This window comes from Kluyvera genomosp. 1 (assembly GCF_001266615.1).
Taxonomy (GTDB): Bacteria; Pseudomonadota; Gammaproteobacteria; order Enterobacterales; family Enterobacteriaceae; genus Kluyvera; species Kluyvera cryocrescens_A.
In genome coordinates, this window is record NZ_LGHZ01000015.1 from 52,191 (window position 1) to 74,416 (window position 22,226).

Sequence of the window (22,226 nt, forward strand, 5' to 3'; positions counted from 1 at the left end):
CGTGCCACACAACGCAATTTTTCGCTTTACGATTAACCACAATGTGAAAATCATATTGCTACTGGCTGCCCTTTTGCTCTCTATGCGCGCCCATGCTGCTCCAAGTTATATAACCGGCTGCTTCCCGGTGAAAGGAGATGTTAAGGTCGTGCTGGATTATGAAATAAATGCGTCAGCGAACTACGCCGGTAATACGGTCAGGCCAATAGATAATTTCGTGGTACCGGCAGAACCTCAATCCGCTCAATGTACGAGCTGTTCTGGCGTGGGGACTGGGGATACAGAAAACATGTATAGCTACCGCGCGACTCCGCTACCAGCGGGATCCATCAAAGATTTCGGTAAGTTGACGGATAAGCTGGATATCCAGATATCGGGGTTTACTGATACCGTCGCGGGAGGACAAACCCAAACGAAGCTCACGACCTACCCAAATCTATCGCCAACCACGAGTATCAGCGAAGGTACAAATTCAGAATCAACCCAAAGTCTTTGCGCCAAAAGCCCAAAAGCTGGCGTGCCGCAAAGGATGTTTAACTGGAACAAACTCACCGCGACAATTAATATTTCCAAACCCATTTTTGGAACCGAAATCATCCCAGCTCAAACCTTAATGGAAACCAGCCTGTGTATATTTTACGGTGTAGGCTCCTGTAAATTTGCCAATGCGCAGCTAGCCTCCAGAATGACGATCTCTGGGCAATTGAGCGCACCTCTAGGCTGCACCATTAACGCTGGCAGCGTGATTAACGTCGACTTTAATAGTATAGCCAGCTCGGATTTTACGGCTAAGGGTCAGCCACCAACCAGCTTTGCACTCCGCGATGTGGACATCAAATTCCACTGCGATAACTCGGCCGTAGAAAACACGGACAAAATCAAGCTCACCCTCACGTCAGATCAGGGAGTCAGCGATGCGGGAACGGGTTATATTGCCAAAATGATGGGGCGAGATGATATTGGCGTAAGAATGTACGACAGCAACAACGTTAACGTTCCACTCGATGGTAGCGCCGAATTTCCTGTTGCACTCGATAACAACGGCGACGGCCATATTCTTATGTCTGCAGCACCCGTAGCCACAACGAATGCCAAACCCGACCCGGGTAAATTTGAAGGTAACGTAACGGTAAAAATGGATATCAAATAGCCTTTGCTGTTAAACAAAATGGCCCGCACGCGGGCCATTTTGCTATCAGAATCCCAGGCTATCGAGCAGATCGTCGACCTGATCCTGACTTGCGACTACGCCCGCTTTCGACGTATCAACCTGCGGGCCATTGAGCAGGCTGTCATTCTCACGCTTCTGCCGCGCGCCCTGCTCAGGAATGTTTTCCAGCAGCACCATTAACAGCTGGCGCTCAATTTCCTGAATCACATCCATCATGCGCTTGATCACCTGACCAGTCAGGTCCTGGAAATCCTGCGCCATCATGATTTCAAGCAGCTGCGCGTTGGTAAAACTGGTATGCCCCGGCACCTCACCAAGATACTTACGGGTATCGCTGACCAGTTCGCGAGCATCCGCCAACTCAATCGGGTTTTCGAACCACGCATCCCAGCGCGTGCTGAGGGCTTTCGCCCCTTTTTCCATTTCATCCTGATGCGGCTGCGAGGCTTCAACGCTGTTCAGCGCGCGCTCAGCGGCCTGCGCGGTCATCTGTACCACATAGTCCAGACGGTCACGGGCATCCGGGATCGCTTCCGCCGCTTCAGCTATCGCCTGATCCAACCCCAGCTCACGCAGGCTATCGCGCAGCATGCGGGTCAGATTGCCGATACGGCTGATAATATCCGCGGCAGAATGCTCTTCGCCGGGCTTAATGAAAGATTGCATCATGATAGTCACCTTACATGCCCAGTTTCTCGAAGATTTTGTTCAGTTTTTCTTCCAGAGTCGCCGCGGTAAACGGCTTAACGACATACCCGCTGGCACCGGCTTGTGCCGCGGCGATAATATTTTCTTTCTTCGCTTCTGCGGTAACCATCAGCACCGGCATTGCCGCCATTGCGCCATTGGCACGGATGGTTTTCAGCAGTTCCAGCCCGTCCATATTTGGCATGTTCCAGTCAGAAATCACAAAACCAAATCCGCCCGCATTCAGTTTATTCAACGCGTCAACGCCATCCTCAGCTTCTTCCACGTTGTTGAAACCCAGCTCTTTAAGCAGGTTACGCACGATGCGACGCATGGTGGAAAAGTCATCCACAACTAAAAACTTAAGCTCTTTATCCGCCATAAAATAATTCTCCTGATTCAAATACGTATTGCCTGTCCGGCACTGATTTTCGCCAGCATCTGCTGGCTTACCTGGCTAAGATCGACCACTTCGCTGACGCCACCGGAATTGATGGCCTCACGCGGCATGCCGAACACCACACAACTGGCTTCATTCTGCGCAATGGTCCAGGCCCCGGCCTGATGCATCGCCAGCATTCCGGCAGCGCCGTCATTGCCCATGCCCGTCAGGATCACCCCGACGGCATTGCGCCCGGCGTTTTTCGCCACTGAATGAAACAGCACATCCACCGACGGGCGGTGCCGGTTAACCGGTGGCCCGTCATGAATTTTGATTTGATAGTTTGCCCCGCTGCGCGCCAGCTCCATATGCTTGTCTCCCGGTGCGATATAGGCATGGCCGGGCAGTACACGCTCGCCGTCCTCAGCCTCTTTCACCGTAATCTGACACAGCTTGTTCAGCCTCTCTGCGAATGAACGCGTGAAGCCTGGCGGCATATGCTGGGTAATAAGAATCGCCGGGCTGGTTAGCGGTAACGGTTGCAGAACGTGACGAATCGCTTCGGTGCCCCCCGTTGATGCGCCAATCACCAGCAGCTTTTCCGAACTGAGCATCGGCCCGGCCTTCAGCGTCTTCGGCGCGGCCAGGGCTTTGTGCACGCTAATCTGCGCTCTGGATGCCGCCCGAACTTTGTCGGCAATCATTTCGCTGTACGCCAGCATCCCTTCACGAATACCGATCTGCGGTTTGGTGACGAAATCAATCGCCCCCAGTTCCAGCGCGCGTAGCGTCACCTCCGACCCTTTCCCGGTCAGCGACGAAACCATCACCACCGGCATCGGCCGCAGGCGCATTAGCTTTTCCAGAAAGTCGAGGCCGTCCATTCGCGGCATTTCGACATCCAGCGTCAGCACGTCCGGATTGAATTTTTTGATAAGATCGCGGGCGACCAGCGGATCTGGCGCGGTTGCCACCATCTCCATATCGTCATGTTCGTTGATAATCTCGGTCATGATTTGTCGCATCAGCGCCGAATCATCCACCGACAATACCCTGATTTTACTCATGCTCTTCCCTTACTTAGCGCATAGACCGTTTGTCCGCGCAGGCTAAATTCGCGGGCGATATGGCTGAAGTTCTCCGAGTGTCCGGCGAACAACAGTCCATCCGGTTTCAACAGCGGCACAAAGCGTTTTAAAATCTCCTGCTGCGTCGTCTTGTCGAAATAGATCATGACGTTACGACAGAAGATTGCATCGAACGGGCCTGAAATGGCGTAGTGCGTACTCAGCAAATTTAACGAACTAAAATCGACATAGTTCGCCAGCTCTGAACGCACGCGCACCAGCCCATCGTGCGGCCCGGTGCCGCGCATGAAATAGCGCTGGAGCTGCTGCTGGGAGAGCGTCTTCAGTTCATCCAGGCGATAAATCCCGCTCTGCGCCTTTTCTAACACTTCGGTATCGATATCGCTGGCCACCACGCGCCAGCGGCCAGGCGCGGTTCCCAGCGTATCGGCAAGCGTAATGGCGATAGAATAAGGCTCCTCGCCAGTTGATGCCGCCGCGCTCCACACCCGATATTCACCCTGCCGACGCGCGGCATGCTCCGCCAGCGTAGGAAAGTGATGCGCCTCGCGGAAGAATGCCGTCAGGTTCGTGGTGAGCGAGTTGATAAACGCCTGCCACTCCGCACTGTCGCTGTTGGCTTCCAGTAGGCTGAGGTAATGACCAAAATCCTCCAGATTCAGCGTACGCAGACGTCGAACGAGGCGGTTGTAAACCATGTCACGTTTATGATCCGCCAGCACGATCCCGGCGCGCTGGTAGATCAGTTGACAGATCCGACGAAACTGCGCGTCGGTGAGCGTCAGGCGCTGCGTCAGCTGGCTCAGTAATTGCGATTGCCCATTTGGCAGAGATACAGTCATAGCGCCTTCTTACATCACATCATTTCAGGAAACTGCGGGTATCGCAGACAGCACGACGTTTTCGCGCGGCGCTTCTGCCTTCACTTCTTCAAGCTCAAATACGGAGACGACGGTCGTTAAGTGGTCGGCCTGGCTTGCCAGCTGCTCTGTCGCCGCCGCACCCTGTTCGACCAGCGCGGCGTTTTGCTGCGTCACCTGATCCATCTGGCTCACCGCCTGCGCCACCTGTTCAATCCCACGACGCTGTTCATCAGAAGCCGAGGCGATCTCCCCCATAATGTCGTTGACCCGGGTCACCGACTGGACGATCTCCGTCATCGTGTTGGCAGAGGTTTCCACCAGCGCCGATCCTTCCTGCACGCGAGCAACCGACTCTTCAATCAGCACTTTGATCTCTTTTGCGGCCTGGGCGCTGCGGCTGGCAAGGTTACGCACCTCTCCGGCCACGACTGCAAAACCGCGGCCCTGTTCACCCGCACGCGCGGCTTCAACAGCTGCATTTAGCGCCAGAATATTGGTCTGGAAAGCGATACCGTCGATAACGCTGATGATGTCGCTGATTTTCTTCGAACTGGTGGCGATATTGTGCATCGTCTGCGCAACGTGGCTGGCCTGCTCACCACCACGCTTCGCGGTATCCGCTGCTCCGTGGGCCAGATCGGATGCCTGACGGGCGTTATCGGCGTTCTGACTAACCGTTGCGGTCAGCTGTTCCATACTGGCAGCGGTTTGTGCCAGCGATGCCGCCTGCTGTTCAGTGCGCGCGGAAAGATCGTTGTTGCCGGCGGCGATTTCCGAAATCCCGGTATGCATCGCATTGCTGCCTTCACGAACGTGCCCAACGGTTTCGCGCAGGGATGTTTGCATCTCTTTCAGACCGGCAAAAATGGCGCTAATTTCGTTTTTGCCGTACACAGAGACCGAGCGCGACAGATTGCCTTTGGCAATGCCCGAAAAGTGGCTGCTGATGATGGCTAAGGGTTTAACAATCATATGGCGAACCCACCACAGCGCCCCGACGGTCATCAGCACGGAGATAATCACCATGGCAATAAACGTAATCGTGGAGCGCTGATAGTCGCTCTGGCTTTCACGTTCAGCGGAAGCAACGTTATTTTCGATATTTTTACGCCAGCTCTCGTAGTCATTGTCGAACTGGTCCTGAGATTTTTGTACCGGCGCGGCAACAAACTCCGCTAGCTGGTTGTTCTCAAGCCAGGCGGTCTGGTGCGCCAGCATTTCATGCCAGGCGGTAAAGGTTTTCGCCGTCTGGTCCTGTAACTCCTTATCGTGGTTACTCATCAGCGGCAGGGCCATAAAGCCCTGAAACAGCGCCTCGGCCTGTGACAGCTCCTGCTTAACATCGTCAATCATGCTGCGCACTTCCGTCGGCGGATAGCTTAACGCCGTCAGCGTCCCCGCCTTGTTCAGCATGGTGCTCGCCTGCAACATCGCCGCACGCGATTCGGTTAAGGTATTCAACTGCTGGCTGCTTTGGTCAACTTGATTAATGTTGTTTTGCCCATCGCGAAAAGCCCAAAAGGAGAGTCCATTACTGCCAATCTGCAAAATCCCGCAGATAATCAAAATCAGAAATAACGTGGTAGAGATTCGAATACGATAAAGCATCACCACACTCCTAAAAGCGGCAAACGCCGCGGGTAAAATTAAAAGGTTTCCCAGTTGTTATCCGTTCGACTGCTGGCGGTCGCTGCGAGACGCGTCGGCGTCGTCAGCGATGGAGCCGCAGTTTTTGTATTCCGGTTGACGCCGGCATTAAGGCGAAATGCCGCCACGGCCTGATTCAGACGCTCGGCCTGCTCTTCAAGTGCCGCGGCAGCGGTTGCCGACTCTTCCACCAGCGAGGCGTTTTGCTGCGTTACGCTGTCCATCTCGGCCACGGCAATAGCCACCTGGTCAATACCCCTACTCTGCTCATCGGAAGCGGAGGCGATTTCACCCATGATGTCGGTCACGCGGGTGACCGCATTGACGATATCGGTCATGGTTTCCCCCGCACTTTCGACCAGTACCGATCCGGTATCGACACGAGAGACAGAATCTTCAATTAACGCTTTGATCTCTTTCGCGGCCTGGGCGCTACGGCTGGCAAGGTTACGCACTTCACCCGCCACCACCGCAAAACCACGGCCCTGCTCACCGGCACGCGCCGCTTCCACGGCGGCATTCAGCGCCAGAATATTGGTCTGGAAGGCAATTCCGTCGATAACGCCGGTAATATCGGATATTTTCTGCGAACTTGCGGCAATTTCATGCATGGTGTTCACCACGCCATTGACCACGTTACCGCCGCGCTGTGCAGTCTCTGATGCGCTTAATGCAAGGTGCGAAGCCTGACGCGCGTTTTCGGCGTTCTGCTTCACCGTCGCCGTAAGCTGTTCCATGCTGGCCGCCGTCTCTTCCAGCGAAGCGGATTGCTGTTCCGTCCGCGCGGAAAGATCGTTGTTACCAGCAGCAATCTCGCTGGTGCCGTGATAGATAGCCTCTGCGCCTTCACGAACATGGGTCACGGTATCGATCAACGAACTCTGCATGTGAGTGACGGTATCGCCAAGCTCGGTGATTTCATTTTTGCCGCGCAGCGCCAGGCTCTGAGTCAGGTCACCCGCCGCAATATGGCGAATATGCCCCATGACCGCCGCCAGCGGTTTGAGCAAAATGGCGCGAATGCCAAACCATGCGCCGACCATCACCAACACCAGCACAACGGCCAGCACCGCCAGCTGCCAGCGAGCAATCTGATAATCGCGACTGCTGTTGGTAAAGGCACGCTGATAGAGCTGTTCACTTTGCGTGGAATACTGAGTCATGGCCTCGCCCAGAGCGTTCTGCATGCCTTGGGTCGGCTGGGCAAAATAAGCGTCCATATTGCCGCTCTCAAGGAAGCCCACCAGCTCCTGTAACGCGGCAAAATAGTTGTTATAGGTTTTGGTCACCTGCGCGCTGGTGTCGCTCATCGCAGGCTGGGGAGGAAGTTGGCTAAAGCGCTCAAAGTGGCCCGCCGCTTGCGACAGCGTGGTTCTGGCGTTTTTCAGCAGCTCATTTTTGGCGCTGCTTTGTTGGTTGTTGGTATCCATCATCATCCGCGCCGACGATCGGCTCAGGTTGATACGGGTTTGCAGCATCAGATCCCACGCCTTGGTGAGTTCAGCTTGTTGAGTGCGCAGTGAATTGGAGAGCGCAAAGCTCTGTTGGTTTTGGTGTAACGAGGAAAAAAGAAAGCTCCCCGAAATTAACTGCAGAAGTGCGAAGACGACCAGCACCAACATCAGCAGTGTGACAACGCGGATACGGTTTAACATACAACACCTTCTCTATATTCAGTTACCGCTGTTATCGGCATCCTAAATAGAAACTTTACGCGCGCTCAGAGTAAAAATCGCAGGCAGGAGAAGGGGTCAGACCAGGGTTGGGCGCGAGTCACTGAATCACAACGCTTTTTATAAAATATAAAAAAAAGTTGTAAATGAACCCACTTTCATACAATTTATGTAATGAATGAATTGATGGCATTACATAATAAAAAAGCATTTCTTCATCGCGGGGCAATTTCGTAATCTGACGGGGTATTTTTTGTGGCAAACGCAAACAAACTCACGATTTTTATCGTGATTTTCATGCTGGCGGGAATTCTCACCGGCGCAATGATCCATTCCTATGCATCAGCAAACACCATCGAAGTCTGGTCTGGCAACATCACGCTCTTCACCGATATATTCCTGCGTCTAATCAAAATGGTCATTGCACCATTAGTCTTTAGCACGCTGACCGTCGGCATTATGAAGCTCGGCGAAACCTCAACCATCGGCCGCGTGGGCGGTAAAGCGATGGTCTGGTTTATCAGCTCATCGGTGCTGTCTATTCTGGTCGGTTTATTTATCGTGACGCTGCAACATCCAGGTAGCGGTCTGAACTTAGCCATTCCAAAAGATACGGTGGACACCGGCCTGGCGGTCAGTGGAATGAGCCTGAAGGGCTTCCTGTCTCACACCATTCCGACCAGTATTGTTGGCGCGATGGCCGATAACGAAATTCTGCAGATTGTGGTCTTCTCGATGTTCTTCGGCATCGGCGGTGCTTCGTTGGGTCAGAAATTCAACGCTCCGCTGGTCGCTGCGCTGGACGTAGTTTCTCACATTATGCTGAAAGTCACCGGCTACGTGATGTACGTTGCGCCGCTAGCGATTTTTGCTGCCATCTCCTCGGTCATTGCCACCGAGGGGCTGGGAATTTTGCTGAACTACGCCTCGTTTATCGGCGGTTACTATGTTGCGATCGTGCTGACCTGCTGTGTGCTGGTGGCGATCGGCTATATGGTGCTGAAAAAGGATGTCTTCCGTCTGCTCAGCATGCTTAAGGATCCTGTGCTGGTCGCGTTCACCACCAGCAGCTCCGAAGCGGCTTATCCAAAAACCCTTGAACAGCTGACCAAGTTTGGCTGCTCGCGCAACATAGTCTCTTTCGTGCTGCCGATTGGTTACTCCTTTAACCTGGTGGGCTCGATGGTTTACTGTTCTTTCGCCTCCATGTTTATCGCTCAGGCCTACAATATCCATCTGAGCTTCTCTGAAATTGCCGTGCTGATGCTGACGCTAATGCTGGCTTCAAAAGGGATTGCCGGGGTACCGCGCTCGGCGCTGGTGGTCCTGGCGGCAACGATTCCAAGCTTTAACATTCCGGTCGCGGGGATTTTACTGCTGATGGGCATTGACCACTTCCTCGACATGGGTCGCTCGGCGATCAACGTGTTGGGCAACGGCGTGGCCACGGCAATGCTGTCACAGAACGAAGGCCAACTGGCACAAGAAGAGCCGGAAATGGCGCAGCAAAATATGTAAATCGAGCGTTATTTCCCGGCGTCGCGGGCTCAATGACCACGCAGTCATACCACTCATCGATGCCGGGAATCGTCTTCGACACCAGCCAGACCGCCCGGTCTGGCTAACGTCAACGCCCTCTTCCTGTTGTCTATTGTTGCCCCTCTTCGCTATCGCAATGCGACACTCTTTTTGCTCAAGGTAAGGACACATGCTGGCTGGCGTTTATCCAGCTTGCCAAACACGGGCCAAGCAACACCGTAGCGATTGATACGAAAAATAGAGACGTTACCCGCGAGAGAGCGATTTTTACGTGCGGAGATGGCGTGGTGGGAAATAACAAAATGGTGATAAATTAAGGGTTCATCCTATCGCTACGATGAACCCTTTCGCTATCAGGCTGCGTGGCTGGCAGCGCTATCAAGCAGCGCCATCTCTTCGCTATTGAGCAGCTTCTCAATGTTAACCAGAATCAACATGCGATCGCCCAGTGCGCCGAGGCCGGTCAGGTATTCAGTGGACAGCGTAACCGCAAACTCAGGTGCCGGGCGAATTTGCTCGGACGCCAGCGACAGCACATCAGAGACGCCATCGACCACAATCCCAACCACACGCTGGCCGAGATTCAGCACGATCACCACTGTGTTGTCATTGTACTCAACGTCTTCCTGGCTGAATTTCACCCGCAGATCGACAATTGGCACAATGACACCGCGCAGGTTAGTCACGCCTTTGATAAATGCCGGGGTATTGGCAATGCGCGTCACCTGATCGTAACCACGGATCTCCTGCACCTTCAGGATATCAATGCCGTACTCTTCATTGCCCAGCGTAAACACCAAAAATTCCTGTCCTGTCGGCTCACCCGCCAGCTTTGTTACATTCGTCATACCGGTCATGTTTTTACCTTTTCTCTGCGTTTCAAGCGGCTGTGTTCGCCAGACGTTTTTCACGATTTAAACCCTGCAGGGCGGAGACATCGACAATCAGTGCGACGCTGCCGTCACCAAGGATAGTTGCCGCCGAAATACCCGGCACCTTGCGATAGTTGCTCTCGAGGTTTTTCACCACTACCTGATGCTGGCCAATCAACTGATCGACCAGCAGCGCATAGCGACGGCCAGCGCTTTGCAGGATGACGACAATGCCCTGCGTCGCTTCAGTTTTGGCCCCCTGCACGTCGAATGCTTTCCACAATTCAACCAGCGGCAGGTATTCCCCACGCACTTCCAGTACGCGTTCGCCACCCGCCAGCGGATGCAAATCTTCTTCTCGCGGCTGCAGAGATTCCATCACCGCGTTGAGCGGCAGAATAAACACCTCTTCGCTCACCTTCACCGACATACCGTCAAGAATGGCCAGCGTCAGCGGCAACAGGATGCGGATGGTGGTTCCCGCCCCCTGCTTAGATTTGATTTCAACGTGGCCACCCATCTCCTGGATGTTCCGTTTCACCACGTCCATGCCCACGCCGCGCCCGGAGACATCGGTCACCTGTTCAGCTGTGGAGAAACCCGGGGCAAAGATCAGCATCCCGACCTCTTCGTCGGTCATGCTTTCGCTCACCGACATCCCCTGTGACATCGCCTTCGCCAGAATACGTTCACGGTTAAGCCCCGCCCCATCGTCGGTGACTTCAATACAAATATTGCCGCCCTGATGTTCGGCGGAAAGCGTCAGATTCCCCACCGCCGATTTCCCTGCCGCCAGACGCGCTTCCGGCAATTCGATTCCGTGATCGAGACTGTTACGCACCAGGTGGGTTAACGGGTCAATAATGCGTTCGATGAGGCTCTTATCGAGTTCGGTTGAGCTACCAATTTGCGTCAGTTCAACCTGCTTACCCAGTTTGCTTGCCAGGTCGCGGACCAGCCGCGGGAAGCGGCTGAAGACGTATTCCATCGGCATCATACGGATGGACATCACCGATTCCTGCAGGTCGCGGGCGTTACGCTGAAGCTGGCCCATACTGGTAATCAGGTCACCGTGGGAAACCGGGTCAAGGGCATTTGAACGCTGTGCCAACATCGACTGGGTGATCACCAGCTCACCAACCAGGTTAATCAGCTGATCGACCTTTTCAACCGCCACGCGAATGCTGGTTGACTCACTGCTGCGTGCCGCCGGTTTTTCACGCTCCACGCGCGGGGCTGGCGCGGGACCATTGACCGCCACCGCAACCGGAATATCGACTGGCGCGGCGACCGCCTCCTCTTCTTCCGCCATAGGCTCAGCCTCTGCCGCCGTCGCAACAGTGGAAAACTCAATCTGATCGGCTTCAATGACGAAGCACAGCACCGCAATGATGTCGTCCTGATTCACGTCGCCGTCGAGAGTCGCCGTCAAAGAATCTGCGGTCTTGCTGACTTCACTTAAGGTCGCCAGATTTCCCAGCTCCTCTTCCAGCATTTCCGGTTCACCGGCTTTCAGACGAGACAGCGTAATCTGCGTTTTACCACCCAGCGTCTGCTCCTCCTCCACATCCGGCTGCGGGCTATTGGCCACTACGCTCAGTCGGGTATTGCCCGCAATGGAAGAGACGCTTTCGCCTTTTGCCTCAAGCGCAAGCTGACGCAAGGCATTGCAGATATATTCGAAGCTGGCAGCATCCGGTTCGGTGGAGCTTTTATAGGCGTCGAGCTGTTCCTGCATAATATCTTTGGTTTCCAAAAACAGGTTGATAATATCGGTGTTGAGCTGCATTTCCCCACGCCGGGCTTCATCCAGCAGGTTCTCCATCAGGTGCGTGGTTTCCTGCAAAATGGTGAAGCCAAAGGTGCCAGCGCCGCCCTTAATCGAGTGCGCCGCGCGGAAAATCGCGTTCAGCTGTTCAGCATCAGGGTCATCCACCACCAGGTTCAGCAGATGCTGTTCCATATCGGCCAGTAGTTCGTCGGCCTCATCAAAAAATGTCTGATAAAAATCGCTGATATCCATGCTCACGCTATCACCTCGAGTCGGGTTGGGGCGGCGTAGTGCCAGACGCTGCTGATGAGGCATTCGGCGACTGTAATACGCTTAAAGGTTCATTCTGGCTCTCGGCATTCTCGTGGAGAATGGCCTGTTCAGCCTGGTTATTCAGCACCAGCAGGCTAATGCGACGGTTGATCGCGTCGCCGCCACCGCGTGCTGATAGGCGCATCGAGTTTGACATCCCGATGACGCGTAAAACTTTTCCGTCATCCAGCCCACCGGCTACCAGCTCACGACGCGATGCGTTGGCGCGATCCGCCGAAAGTTCCCAGTTGCTGTAGCCACGCTCACCGGTCGCATAGGGATAATCATCAGTATGGCCGGAAAGACTAATTTTGTTGGGGATCTCGTTAAGCACCGGCGCAATCCCGCGCAGAATATCGCGCATATACGGTTCAACTTCGGCGCTGCCGGTTTTAAACATTGGGCGATTCTGGCTATCAATAATCTGGATACGCAGACCTTCCTGCACCAGGTCGATTTTTAAGTGCGGCCGCAGCGCACGCAGTTTTGGGTCAGCCTCAATCAGTTGGTCAAGTTCACCGCGAATACGCTTCAGACGATTCACTTCCATCCGTTTTTTCAGCTCATCGATGTTTGGCTGCTTGTTCACTTCGCCCTGCTTCTGCGTGACATCATCGCCACCACCGGGGATCGGGCTGTCGCTGTTCGCCATTCTCGGGCCGCCAGTTATCGCGGTAGCCAGCGGAGTACGGAAGTATTCCGCGATCTGGATAAGTTCTTTCGGGCTGGAGATGGAGATAAGCCACATCACCAGGAAGAACGCCATCATCGCGGTCATAAAATCGGCATAGGCGATCTTCCACGAGCCATGCGCACTGCCGTGTGATTTATGCTTACGCCGTTTGACGACAACGATGGGATGCGATTGGTTTTTCATGCGTCCTCGGTGGTCGTTTGCTGCTGCCCTGCCGGGTTACGTACTGCACGTACGTGCTCTTCCAGTTCGATGAACGATGGACGCTCGCTGCTGTAAAGCGTTTTACGACCAAATTCGACGGCGATTGGCGGCGCGTAACCATTGAGGTTGGACAACAGCGTGATTTTGACGCACTGCATCATCTTGGTGGTTTCTGCGCTTTTCTGTCGCAGGACGCTGGCCAGCGGAGAGACGAAACCATAGGCCAGCAAAATACCGAGGAACGTCCCCACCATCGCGTGGGCAATCAGCGCGCCCAGCTCAGCCGCCGGACGGTCAGCGGAACCTAGCGCGTGAACCACCCCCATGACCGCAGCTACGATACCAAAGGCCGGCAACGAATCCCCCACCAGCGCCAGGCTGTTGGCCGGCACTTCGCTTTCGCTTTCATGGGTTTCGATCTCTTCGTCCATCAGCGCTTCAATTTCGAAGGTATTCATGTTGCCGCTGATAATGAGACGCAGATAGTCGACGATAAATTCGAGCATCACCGCATCCGCCAGAATGCGCGGATAGCTGGCAAATATTTCACTCTCTTTCGGGTTTTCAATATCGCGTTCCAGCGAAAACATCCCCTGCTGACGCGATTTGGCCATCAGGCGGTAAAGCAGCGCCAGCAGGTCCATATACATACTTTTGGTGTATTTCGAGCGGCGAAACAGCAAAGGCAGCGCCTTCATTGTTCCCTTGATGGCTTTACCGTTGTTCCCCACGATAAATGCGCCGACCCCCGCCCCGCCGATAATGATCAGCTCAGCCGGTTGATACAGTGCCCCAAGGTGTCCGCCGGTCATCATGTAACCGCCGAAAACTGTCCCCAAAACAACCAGGTAACCTATTAAGATAAGCACGCTATCATCCTTCCACTGTTGACTAAGAGAGGAGACAGACGGGTGATTTCACCCCCCATGGGGTAAAAAAAAGCAGCGGCCCGAAGACCGCTGCTGGAGTGTTTAATCCACGTCGAGTGGGGTTAAACAGCTTGCCCTATCTGTTCATCCAGCAGTTGTGGATTACTATCGGCAAGATCGTTGGAAAGTTTACGTCTTTTTACTGCGCGTGATGGAGGCTGGCACAGGCTGCAAACAAAACTGCCCGCAGGCTGGTGTGCGTGAGTCACAAAATTACCGCCGCAGGAATGGCAGCTAGAAAGTTCAAGCAATCCGCTTTCAACGAAACGGACTAAAGTCCAGGCGCGAGTCAGGGCTAATAACGGCCCATCATCCTGCTGAGGACACTGTTCAAGATAGAGACGATAGGCTTTGATCACGGCATCAACGCCGGAGCATTGGCCGCTTTTGAGTAAGAACTGCCAGGCATTGCAGAACATGGAGGAGTGGATATTCTGTTCCCATGTCATAAACCAGTCCGTTGAAAACGGCAGCATTCCCTTCGGCGGCGGGCTGCCCCGCAGCTCTTTGTAGAGTTTTATCAGCCGACCACGGCTGAGCTGAGTTTCACTTTCCAGCATCTGCAAACGAGCACCCAACGTTATCAGCTCCATCGCAAGCTGAATATCGCGGGCTTCCTGAACAATGCTTTTTTCGCTCATCGTCAAGCCCTTTTCTTACGGGCAGGTTCGCCTGAGTTACTGGCTTCATTCAGCAATCTGGTGGAAAGCAGAATACCGGTGTGAATCTGCTGGAGGTCATCAACGCGAGACTCTTGCGTCAGGCGGGTAATGGTTTGGGCGTTATCAAAGCGGAACTGACAAACCAATTGGTTAGTTTCCGCTAGCTTCACCATCTGCGGGAGCGTCAGTTCCCCGAGGACTTTTGCCATATCCTCGTTGATACCGAGGCGGAACATAGCAGAAGCCTTATCCTGACCAATCAAACGCTGTGCAAGAAGCAGATAAGACAAATTAATGTCGTAGATGTGCTTTAGCAACTCGGATGTATGCATTTTCCCCATCCCGAATAACCAATTAGTACTTTATGCGGTCAAACCGCATACCCCGTGATGTCGTCGGGCAAGGCCCGATAAAAAAAATGAATCGGTCGAAATGCATGGCCAATCAGGTAAATCTTTCTGTGTGATTATCGGGTAACGATTTCACTTATGACCCGACAAATCTAAACATTTCTTACAATTTACTAAGATTTTTCCTAATTCGACGCAACTTTACTCGCCAGATGTGACACATACAATGTTACTTCGCTGTTAATTTGAAATTTATGTGATCTCTATCACAAAATCAAACCGTATTTTTGAAGCCGATCTATCAGTCACCTTTGTATTTTGACTAATAAACGACCAGCTAAAGCGGCGTTTTATTCCACCCTAACGGATATTCATTCACGGAAATTATTAAACAGCGATTCAGAATGTGCGACTTTACGTGACCCATTTACGAAAAATTTATCACAGATCATGCTTTCATCTAATAAACAAAATTCATCGCAAATTCAATAAATTGAAACATTAAAACATTGATCACAAAATCATTCGCAGATTATTTACTTTTAATTAACATCAATTCAGCAAAATTTAAATGTTAAAGATATATATTTATTACATCATATATTCAGTCATGCTTATGCAATTCGCCTGAATTTTGCACAATAATTCGCATAAAATTTGCTTATGTATTAGGTTAAGTTATAAGCAGCGATATTCCGTCCAACTCTTGCGGGTACGGCGTAAAAAGAGTAAGAGATGGAAAGATAGAGTGCGTATTATTCAAGCAAGGAGGTCTGATGTCTTACTCACATCTTTTAGTGGCCGTGGCCCCTACTCCAGAAAGCCATGAGTTGCTTAAAAAGGCCGTTGCGATTGCACGCCCGGAAAATGCTCGCGTTAGCCTGATCACTCTTTCGACCGATCCTGAGATGTATAATCAGCTTGCAGCACCAATGATGGAGAGCCTGCGAGAGTTGATGCAAGAAGAGACGCAGCAGTTTTTGCGCACGCTGGCCGATGCAGCCGACTACCCCATCTGGAAAAGCCAAATTGCCTCGGGCGAGCTGTGCGATCACGTGAAAGCATTTTGCCAAAATCATCAGGTTGACCTGGTTATCTGCGGCAATCATAACCAAACTTTCTTCTCACGAGCGACCTGCTCGGCAAAAAATATCGTGGGGAACAGCGGCGTAGACGTACTATTAGTGACACTGTAACAAAGCAGAAAGTCTTATGAGTACGATGCGCCAACGGGTGTTTCCGCTGGCGCTTTCATCAATGCGAATGACATCACTCCGCTCTCCAAACTGTCTGATTCTTAGTACCGACGCCGAAACGTGCTCCGGCGTCGGTTGGCTTCACTACGTGCTTTGCTTCGCTTTTTGCTTATAGCGGTCAAAAATCACCGCTGCCAGGAGAATCAGACCACGTACGACGTACTGCGAGAAGGGTGAAATATTCAGCAAGTTCATCGCATTTTCTACGGTGCCGAGGATTAAGATCCCCGCGACTACATACGAAATTTTACCAATCCCGCCTTTCAGCGACACGCCACCCAATACGCAGGCCGAGATAACGATAAGCTCGTAGCCAATTGAGGTCATTGGCTGGCCGCTGGTCATACGCGAAGCCAGAATAATCCCCGCCGCGGCGGAAACCAGCCCGGAGAGCACAAAGATAATAATCTTCGTCCTGACCACCGGAACCCCAGCCAATCGAGCCGCCTCTTCGTTCCCACCAATGGCCAGCGTATTACGGCCAAAGGTAGTTTTATTCAGCAGCAGGCCGAAGATAATCAGGCATCCCACCGTCAACCAAATGGGTGCCGGTAGCCCCAGCCAGTTGGCGTAGCCGAGCGTAAAGAAGCGTTCGTCTTCAATCCCGACCGCTTTACCATCAGAAATGATGTAAGCAAGACCGCGCACAATCTGCATCGTGGCCAGCGTGGTAATCAGCGCGTTGATCTTTAGTCGGGCAATCACGAAGCCGTTAATCAGCCCGCTCACCGCGCCAAGCAGCAGACCGGCAAAAACGCCAATCCACAGACTTTCAGTAGCATTAATCACCACCGCCGTGGTCACCCCTGCACAGGCTATAACCGACGCAACCGAGAGGTCAAAATCACCGGAGGCCAGACAAAACAGCATCCCACAGGCAACCATGCCCGACATAGAGATCGCCAGCCCCAGCCCTTTCATATTGATGAATGAGGCAAAATTCGGCACAAACAGCGCGCAGCAAATGAACAGGACGGCAAAAACCACCAGCATGCCGTACTGATCCCAGATACGGCCAAAGCTCAGTGACGAGCCGCGAGCGCCAGGTGTAGTAACAGATGACATCATAATCTCCTTACTCAGGCGACGGCCTGACTCACTTTAGGCATGGCCAGGCTTAACGCCTGTTGTTCATTGGCGCTCTCGTGCTGCAGTTCGCCGGATATTTCGCCTTCCCGCATCACCACGATTCGGTCAGCCACACCCAGCACTTCGGGCAGGTCACTCGAGGCAAACAGCACCGCGACGCCAGAGGCCGCCAGCGCATAAATCACGTTGTAAATCTCGTGCTTCGCGCCCACATCAATACCGCGCGTTGGCTCATCGAGCAGAATGACTTTCATCTCTTCTGACAGCCAGCGTCCTAAAATCGCCTTCTGCTGATTCCCCCCTGAGAGGTTCATAATGAGCTGCTGCGCGCCCGGCGTTTTAATGTTTAAAGACTGGATATGGTGGTCAGCATTGGTCGCTTCCCAATCATTATTGATAAGACAGCCGGCGTGGATATGCTTTCGGCGGGCGCTGATATTGATGTTGTCGCGCACCGAATGCACCGGGATGATCCCCTCAGCTTTGCGATCTTCCGGGCACAGCATCATCCCCGCCCGGATGGCCTGCGCCGGTTTATCAATCGTCACCCGCTGACCGTCGATAAAGATCTCACCACCGGTAATTCGGGTACCGCCAAAAATGCCTTTCATCAGCTCGCTGCGCCCAGCGCCCACGAGCCCAAACAGACCGACAATTTCGCCGCTGCGCACCGACAACGAGATTGGCGTCCGGACACCCGGTGCTTTCACCAGCGCAAGACGCAGACGTTCTTCACCATACTCACGCGGCTGCCAGCCATAGATATCGCCAATGTTACGCCCCACCATCGCCTGCACCAGGCGGTCATGGCTGACCTCTTTCATATCGTCGAACGTGCAGACGTAGCGGCCATCTTTGAACACGGTAATGGCATCGCTAATGGCGAAGATCTCTTCCATACGGTGCGAAACATAAATGATCACTCGCCCCTCTTTGCGCAGCTCGCGGATCACCCGAAAAAGATTATCGATCTCACGGGCGGAGAGTGAGCTGGTGGGTTCATCAAACGCAATCACCTTGGCGTTACGTGCCAGAGCTTTAGCAATCTCTACCATCTGCCATTGACCAATGGAGAGGTATTTCAGCGGCGTATCAGGATCGATATCCAGCCCCAGATGTTCGAGCTGGAGGCGCGCTTCATAGTTCAGTAGTGACCGGTTAACGATCCCGCCGCGGCTGGGTAATTGCCCCAGGTAGATATTTTCAGCGACGGTCATCTCCGGGATCAGATGCAATTCCTGGTAAATAATCGCGACACCCGCGTTCAAAGCTGCGGTCGTATCGGCAAACGAAATCTCTTCCCCACGCAGTGCGAGGGAACCGGAAGTCGGAGAATAGTTGCCGCTGAGTATTTTCAGCAGCGTCGACTTACCGGCACCGTTTTCCCCCATCAGCGCATGCACCTGCCCGCTATAGCAATCAAAGCTAATATCGGACAGCGCCTTTACGCCTGGGAAGGTTTTGCAAATACCGTGGAAAGAGAGATAAGGGGCAGACTGTTGCATGGCAACCTCCACAATCAGCTATCCTTCTCCCCCCGTTCAGCGGGAGGAGAACCATCAGGACTCAGAGGCCTTTTTTCGCCAGTTCTTCTTTGAAGTTGTCACGCGTGATCAGCACGACGTCGGTCACCGCGGTGAATTTAGGCGGTTCTACACCTTTCTCCACCCAGTTGTACAGCAGTTCACTGGTCTTATAGCCGTGAATATCCGGGCTTGGCAGCAGAGAACCGAAGAAACCAGTTGCCTGCGCTTTTGACAGCTCGTTGACCGCATCGACGCCATTAATACCAATACCAATGACGTTAGCTGCCTTAAAGCCCTGACCTTCCGTTGCGCGCACGCCGCCCAGTACGGTGTTATCGTTCATACCGATAATCAGCCATTGTTTGACTTCAGGGTGCTGTACCAGCAGCGAGTTACCGGCATCGAATGCGCCAGGGATATCGTTAGACTTGGTTGGGATCTGATAAATCTGTTTTTCCGGGAAACCCGCGGCTTTTATCGCGTCCATCGACCCAGTTGTACGGCGACGCGCGGTATCCAGCTCATTTGCGGTGATCGCCATAACACCGGTGGTTTTCACATCCCAGCCGCGTTTTTGCATCTCTTTATACAGTTCTTGCCCCTGGCGGGCACCAATCTCGCTGGCCGCCATCATCACCAGTGGGACGGTATCCATCGGTTTGCCTTTGGCATTGACGAACTGATCATCGACGGTGATCACTTTCATGTCATAGCTGCGGGCTTTCGCCACGATTGCTGGCCCCAGTTTCGGATCAGGCGTACAGATAACAAAGCCTTTCGCACCGCTCGCCGCCAGGCTATCAATCGCATTCAGCGTTTTTTCGCCATCCGGAACGGCTATTTTAATCACATCAAAACCGAGATCTTTCCCCGCCTTATCCGCAAACTTCCATTCGGTCTGGAACCAGGGTTCTTCCGGCTGTTTCACTAAAAAACCGAGTTTAAGATTTTCAGCCATAGCTGATTGTGACATAACAGCCGCCAGCCCAATGGCCGCCAACGCTTTAGTAAATTTGTGCATGGTTAACTCCAGCCTTAATGTTCTTTTATGTAGGGAAAAATCAGAAAGCCGATTTAAATTAGACATAAAACAAAGTATTAGCTGTTTCACTGACAGCGTTAACGTTGTTGAAACATTAATAGCCCGGAATTCACTTTCCATAAGAGAGCGGCATCACACCGCAGAATTACAGTAAAGTGATGCATAGATTCAGCAGATAATTACATATTAAGCAGCGCGAATTGTCAGACAATTCGCGCTAAATTGGCGCCCGGTTCTCTCAATTAACAGCAAAGTTAGCCAAAGCGGAAAGGCAGGAAAGGATTACCAACGATAGTAAATATGATCGGCGTGGTCACGTACCGGTGCTTCATCACCTAACAAACGGGCTGCAACGGTAAAGGCAAAATCAAATACGTGGCCAAAACCTTTGCCGCTGATGAGATTGCCGTCTTCAACAACCGGTGCATCAACGTATTCGCCATTCTTCACGTCCTGCCATAAATCTCCAGAACACACGTAACGACGGCCTTTCAACAGATCATTCCCGGCCAGCACGCGTGCGGCGGCAGAGCAGATTGGGCAGATAAATTTATCGGCGGCATCATGAGCTTCAACAAATTTAACCACATCGGGGTTTGCCGCCAGATTGACGCTTCCCTGCGGGCCACCCGGCAGCACGACCGCGTCGTACAGGGTGTCGAGACGTTCTGCCAGTGTCGCATCCGCCACCATCGGAATATCGTGATAGCTCACAACCGCACGAGATTCAGCGCACGATACCAGTTCAACACCGATATGCAGACGGCGCAAAATATCGATAGTGACAATGGCTTCCCCTTCTTCAAATCCAGGGGCCAGCAGTACTGCAACCTGTTTCATTTTAACTCCTGTAAATTCATATCAAGATTGTCCTCCCTGACGATGAAATGGGTGGACGTGCACACGCTAAATGACTGCGAACATAATCCTCTGGGCTGCGACAATCAAAATTGATCTAAAACAAAATTAACGCCATTGAGATATTTAGTCTTGCCGCAAAAAAATCGCATATATAAATAAGAATTATAATAACGAGCGCTTATTCATAACAAAGAAAGCTGATTACGCCTATCCAGCATCTAAATTCGATTAACATTTTAGACATTGATCACATTTTAATATGTACGCAATGCAACAGAATTCCCATATGTTAACAGCGCCTTATGAGTATAACCTCAAAGTTACAATCACTATTAATCATGTCATTATGAAAATTTAATATTGAACATTAAGCCAATTCTAATATCTGTTGTAACGAAACGTAAAAAGAGACTTATAAGAGTTTTCTTGTATCACTTCTGGGGGTATTCTTTTTTAAGACCGGAAGATCATTATATTTCAGGTCATGCATGAGGACTACAGATAATATATCTGTAATCGCACTCAACGCGGAAATAGCGCATGGTTAGCGGCTATTATGAACTATGCGATGTCTCGCGTATCGTTCCTACCCAGCAATAAGGATATTCGTATGGCAGTTTCGGGAATGGTTCAAAAGCTTAATGCTCAGATGAATCTTGAATTTTATGCATCTAATCATTATTTGCGTTTGAGCGAGTGGTGCTCAGAACACCGACTGAATGGCACCGCGACGTTTTTACGCTCGCAGGCGCAGTCCAGCGTGACGCAAATGATGCGTGTGTTCGACTATATGAAGAAAGCAGGCGCATATCCGGTGGTAAAAGCTTTTGAAGCCAAGGAAGACAAATGCGCAACGCTTGAAGACCTTTTCGTTAAAACCATCAAGGATCATGAACAGCGGACGTCAACGCTGTCTGAGCTGACTCAGGAAGCAAAAGTGCTTCAAGACGATAGCACCCTGACTTTCCTGAATACGCTGGAAGAAGAGCAGGAACAGGATGGTATCTTGCTGAAGACGATTCTGGATGAAGTCCGTAGCGCGCGTAAAGCCGGCCTGTGCATTCAACAAACCGATCAGCATCTGCTGAATATCATGACCCATCAACAGCATTAATTTATCCAGCAAGGGCGGCCCCGCCCTTGCTATTCAATCTCTAGAGACAGGTGCCTCCGTTGATTAATGCGCAGCGTCCTGCGGCGTAAACTTCAGCTCAATTAAGGCGATCGCTTTTTGAATGGCCCGCTGCGTTACCGGATCTGCACCTGCCGGATGAGTAGTAAAATCAATCGATTTCAGCTGGGATGCCATCTTGTCACGTACTTCAACCGGAGCGATAACGTCAATGACGTCGAGGATCTGTTTGATAACGAGTTGACAGGCAACCACATCGGAAACCAGTTCATCGTTAGGGGTAAGGTTCTGAGACATTTTTTTGCTCCTATTTTGCGGAGCGTAATAGTAACCTACTTTTGCAGAAGATAAAAAAACCTGCCGCTGCAGGTTTTTTTAATCAGAACATAGCGCCTGGCGGTACGTCTTTGAATGTCTTGCAGTAGTTTTCAAACATGCTTTTGAGGATTTTACGCATACGCTGTTTCATGGTGATG

At 52.2% G+C, this 22,226-nt stretch carries 22 protein-coding genes; 4 read left to right on the plus strand and 18 right to left on the minus strand.

The features are described from left to right. Window position 1 precedes the first annotated feature (1 nt). Window positions 2–1,150, plus strand: coding sequence for a fimbrial protein (locus KP80_RS09865; RefSeq protein WP_052283475.1), 1,149 nt, complete (start codon window positions 2–4; stop codon window positions 1,148–1,150). 45 nt (window positions 1,151–1,195) lie between these two features. Here KP80_RS09865 and cheZ read toward each other — a convergent pair whose 3' ends face one another. Genes cheZ through tar form a run of 6 tightly spaced genes read right to left on the minus strand, consistent with a single transcriptional unit; the run spans window position 1,196 to window position 7,493 of the window. Beyond that, a complete protein-coding gene (gene cheZ, locus KP80_RS09870) occupies window positions 1,196–1,840 on the minus strand; it encodes a protein phosphatase CheZ (protein WP_052283476.1) in 645 nt (214 codons plus the stop codon). A 10-nt stretch (window positions 1,841–1,850) separates the two neighbouring features. Continuing rightward, a complete protein-coding gene (gene cheY, locus KP80_RS09875) occupies window positions 1,851–2,240 on the minus strand; it encodes a chemotaxis response regulator CheY (protein WP_052283477.1) in 390 nt (129 codons plus the stop codon). Between the two features lie 17 nt (window positions 2,241–2,257). Next, window positions 2,258–3,307, minus strand: coding sequence for a protein-glutamate methylesterase/protein-glutamine glutaminase (locus KP80_RS09880; protein WP_052283478.1), 1,050 nt, complete (start codon window positions 3,305–3,307; stop codon window positions 2,258–2,260). Then, entirely contained in the window at window positions 3,304–4,170 is an 867-nt protein-coding gene (gene cheR / locus KP80_RS09885) for a protein-glutamate O-methyltransferase CheR (protein ID WP_052283479.1), read from the minus strand. Before cheR ends, KP80_RS09880 begins: the two co-directional genes overlap by 4 nt. Before the next feature lie 24 nt (window positions 4,171–4,194). Next, window positions 4,195–5,799: a methyl-accepting chemotaxis protein gene (locus KP80_RS09890; RefSeq protein ID WP_052283480.1), complete on the minus strand. Its 1,605-nt coding sequence runs from the start codon at window positions 5,797–5,799 to the stop codon at window positions 4,195–4,197. 38 nt (window positions 5,800–5,837) lie between these two features. Continuing rightward, window positions 5,838–7,493, minus strand: a complete 1,656-nt coding sequence (tar, locus tag KP80_RS09895; protein WP_052283481.1) for a methyl-accepting chemotaxis protein II — start codon at window positions 7,491–7,493, stop codon at window positions 5,838–5,840. 273 nt (window positions 7,494–7,766) lie between these two features. Between tar and KP80_RS09900 the strand changes: the two genes are divergently transcribed. Continuing rightward, complete coding sequence (locus KP80_RS09900) at window positions 7,767–9,029, plus strand: dicarboxylate/amino acid:cation symporter (protein WP_052283482.1); 1,263 nt, start codon at window positions 7,767–7,769, stop codon at window positions 9,027–9,029. Window positions 9,030–9,403: 374 nt separating this feature from the next. Here KP80_RS09900 and cheW read toward each other — a convergent pair whose 3' ends face one another. From cheW to flhD, 6 genes are all read right to left on the minus strand, one after another. Next, the gene (cheW, locus tag KP80_RS09905; RefSeq protein WP_052283483.1) at window positions 9,404–9,907 is read right to left on the minus strand and encodes a chemotaxis protein CheW; all 504 of its coding nucleotides are present in this window, start codon (window positions 9,905–9,907) and stop codon (window positions 9,404–9,406) included. A gap of 22 nt (window positions 9,908–9,929) precedes the next feature. After that, window positions 9,930–11,951, minus strand: a complete 2,022-nt coding sequence (gene cheA, locus KP80_RS09910; RefSeq protein ID WP_052283484.1) for a chemotaxis protein CheA — start codon at window positions 11,949–11,951, stop codon at window positions 9,930–9,932. A gap of 4 nt (window positions 11,952–11,955) precedes the next feature. After that, window positions 11,956–12,882: a flagellar motor protein MotB gene (gene motB, locus KP80_RS09915; RefSeq protein WP_052283485.1), complete on the minus strand. Its 927-nt coding sequence runs from the start codon at window positions 12,880–12,882 to the stop codon at window positions 11,956–11,958. Next, window positions 12,879–13,772 carry a flagellar motor stator protein MotA gene (gene motA, locus KP80_RS09920; RefSeq protein WP_052283486.1) on the minus strand — a complete coding sequence of 298 codons (894 nt, stop codon included), beginning with the start codon at window positions 13,770–13,772 and terminating at the stop codon, window positions 12,879–12,881. Before motA ends, motB begins: the two co-directional genes overlap by 4 nt. A gap of 122 nt (window positions 13,773–13,894) precedes the next feature. After that, window positions 13,895–14,479, minus strand: coding sequence for a flagellar transcriptional regulator FlhC (flhC, locus tag KP80_RS09925; RefSeq protein ID WP_197276151.1), 585 nt, complete (start codon window positions 14,477–14,479; stop codon window positions 13,895–13,897). After that, window positions 14,476–14,826 carry a flagellar transcriptional regulator FlhD gene (gene flhD, locus KP80_RS09930; RefSeq protein ID WP_052283488.1) on the minus strand — a complete coding sequence of 117 codons (351 nt, stop codon included), beginning with the start codon at window positions 14,824–14,826 and terminating at the stop codon, window positions 14,476–14,478. Before flhD ends, flhC begins: the two co-directional genes overlap by 4 nt. 794 nt (window positions 14,827–15,620) lie before the next feature. On the opposite strand from flhD, the gene uspC reads away from it, so the two are divergent. Next, the gene (uspC, locus tag KP80_RS09935) at window positions 15,621–16,040 is read left to right on the plus strand and encodes a universal stress protein UspC (protein ID WP_052283489.1); all 420 of its coding nucleotides are present in this window, start codon (window positions 15,621–15,623) and stop codon (window positions 16,038–16,040) included. A gap of 144 nt (window positions 16,041–16,184) precedes the next feature. On the opposite strand, the gene araH is transcribed toward uspC, so the two are convergent. The 4 genes from araH to KP80_RS09955 all read right to left on the minus strand — a co-directional run bounded on the left by araH (window position 16,185) and on the right by KP80_RS09955 (window position 20,597). Further along, window positions 16,185–17,165, minus strand: coding sequence for an L-arabinose ABC transporter permease AraH (gene araH / locus KP80_RS09940; protein ID WP_052283490.1), 981 nt, complete (start codon window positions 17,163–17,165; stop codon window positions 16,185–16,187). Window positions 17,166–17,179: 14 nt separating this feature from the next. Further along, window positions 17,180–18,694 (minus strand): L-arabinose ABC transporter ATP-binding protein AraG, encoded by a 1,515-nt coding sequence (araG, locus tag KP80_RS09945; protein WP_052283491.1) that lies wholly within the window; start codon window positions 18,692–18,694, stop codon window positions 17,180–17,182. 61 nt (window positions 18,695–18,755) lie between these two features. Next, window positions 18,756–19,736, minus strand: a complete 981-nt coding sequence (locus KP80_RS09950) for an arabinose ABC transporter substrate-binding protein (protein WP_052283492.1) — start codon at window positions 19,734–19,736, stop codon at window positions 18,756–18,758. 303 nt (window positions 19,737–20,039) lie between these two features. Then, window positions 20,040–20,597 (minus strand): DJ-1/PfpI family protein, encoded by a 558-nt coding sequence (locus tag KP80_RS09955; protein WP_052283493.1) that lies wholly within the window; start codon window positions 20,595–20,597, stop codon window positions 20,040–20,042. Between the two features lie 631 nt (window positions 20,598–21,228). Between KP80_RS09955 and KP80_RS09960 the strand changes: the two genes are divergently transcribed. Beyond that, a complete protein-coding gene (locus tag KP80_RS09960) occupies window positions 21,229–21,732 on the plus strand; it encodes a non-heme ferritin-like protein (RefSeq protein ID WP_052283494.1) in 504 nt (167 codons plus the stop codon). 63 nt (window positions 21,733–21,795) lie between these two features. On the opposite strand, the gene KP80_RS09965 is transcribed toward KP80_RS09960, so the two are convergent. Beyond that, window positions 21,796–22,047 carry a DUF2766 family protein gene (locus KP80_RS09965; RefSeq protein WP_052283495.1) on the minus strand — a complete coding sequence of 84 codons (252 nt, stop codon included), beginning with the start codon at window positions 22,045–22,047 and terminating at the stop codon, window positions 21,796–21,798. A gap of 82 nt (window positions 22,048–22,129) precedes the next feature. Further along, window positions 22,130–22,219 carry a stress response protein AzuC gene (azuC, locus tag KP80_RS23085; RefSeq protein ID WP_015963980.1) on the minus strand — a complete coding sequence of 30 codons (90 nt, stop codon included), beginning with the start codon at window positions 22,217–22,219 and terminating at the stop codon, window positions 22,130–22,132. Window positions 22,220–22,226: the final 7 nt, after the last annotated feature.

Bases quoted from the DNA above. Each gene is read 5' to 3' on its own strand.
- cheZ (WP_052283476.1), bottom strand. From the start codon at position 1,840: ATGATGCAATCTTTCATTAAGCCCGGCGAAGAGCATTCTGCCGCGGAT.
- cheY (WP_052283477.1), bottom strand. From the start codon at position 2,240: ATGGCGGATAAAGAGCTTAAGTTTTTAGTTGTGGATGACTTTTCCACC.
- KP80_RS09880 (WP_052283478.1), bottom strand. From the start codon at position 3,307: ATGAGTAAAATCAGGGTATTGTCGGTGGATGATTCGGCGCTGATGCGA.
- cheR (WP_052283479.1), bottom strand. From the start codon at position 4,170: ATGACTGTATCTCTGCCAAATGGGCAATCGCAATTACTGAGCCAGCTG.
- KP80_RS09890 (WP_052283480.1), bottom strand. From the start codon at position 5,799: ATGCTTTATCGTATTCGAATCTCTACCACGTTATTTCTGATTTTGATT.
- tar (WP_052283481.1), bottom strand. From the start codon at position 7,493: ATGTTAAACCGTATCCGCGTTGTCACACTGCTGATGTTGGTGCTGGTC.
- cheW (WP_052283483.1), bottom strand. From the start codon at position 9,907: ATGACCGGTATGACGAATGTAACAAAGCTGGCGGGTGAGCCGACAGGA.
- motB (WP_052283485.1), bottom strand. From the start codon at position 12,882: ATGAAAAACCAATCGCATCCCATCGTTGTCGTCAAACGGCGTAAGCAT.
- flhD (WP_052283488.1), bottom strand. From the start codon at position 14,826: ATGCATACATCCGAGTTGCTAAAGCACATCTACGACATTAATTTGTCT.
- uspC (WP_052283489.1), top strand. From the start codon at position 15,621: ATGTCTTACTCACATCTTTTAGTGGCCGTGGCCCCTACTCCAGAAAGC.
- araH (WP_052283490.1), bottom strand. From the start codon at position 17,165: ATGTCATCTGTTACTACACCTGGCGCTCGCGGCTCGTCACTGAGCTTT.
- araG (WP_052283491.1), bottom strand. From the start codon at position 18,694: ATGCAACAGTCTGCCCCTTATCTCTCTTTCCACGGTATTTGCAAAACC.
- KP80_RS09950 (WP_052283492.1), bottom strand. From the start codon at position 19,736: ATGCACAAATTTACTAAAGCGTTGGCGGCCATTGGGCTGGCGGCTGTT.
- KP80_RS09955 (WP_052283493.1), bottom strand. From the start codon at position 20,597: ATGAAACAGGTTGCAGTACTGCTGGCCCCTGGATTTGAAGAAGGGGAA.
- KP80_RS09960 (WP_052283494.1), top strand. From the start codon at position 21,229: ATGGCAGTTTCGGGAATGGTTCAAAAGCTTAATGCTCAGATGAATCTT.
- KP80_RS09965 (WP_052283495.1), bottom strand. From the start codon at position 22,047: ATGTCTCAGAACCTTACCCCTAACGATGAACTGGTTTCCGATGTGGTT.
- azuC (WP_015963980.1), bottom strand. From the start codon at position 22,219: ATGAAACAGCGTATGCGTAAAATCCTCAAAAGCATGTTTGAAAACTAC.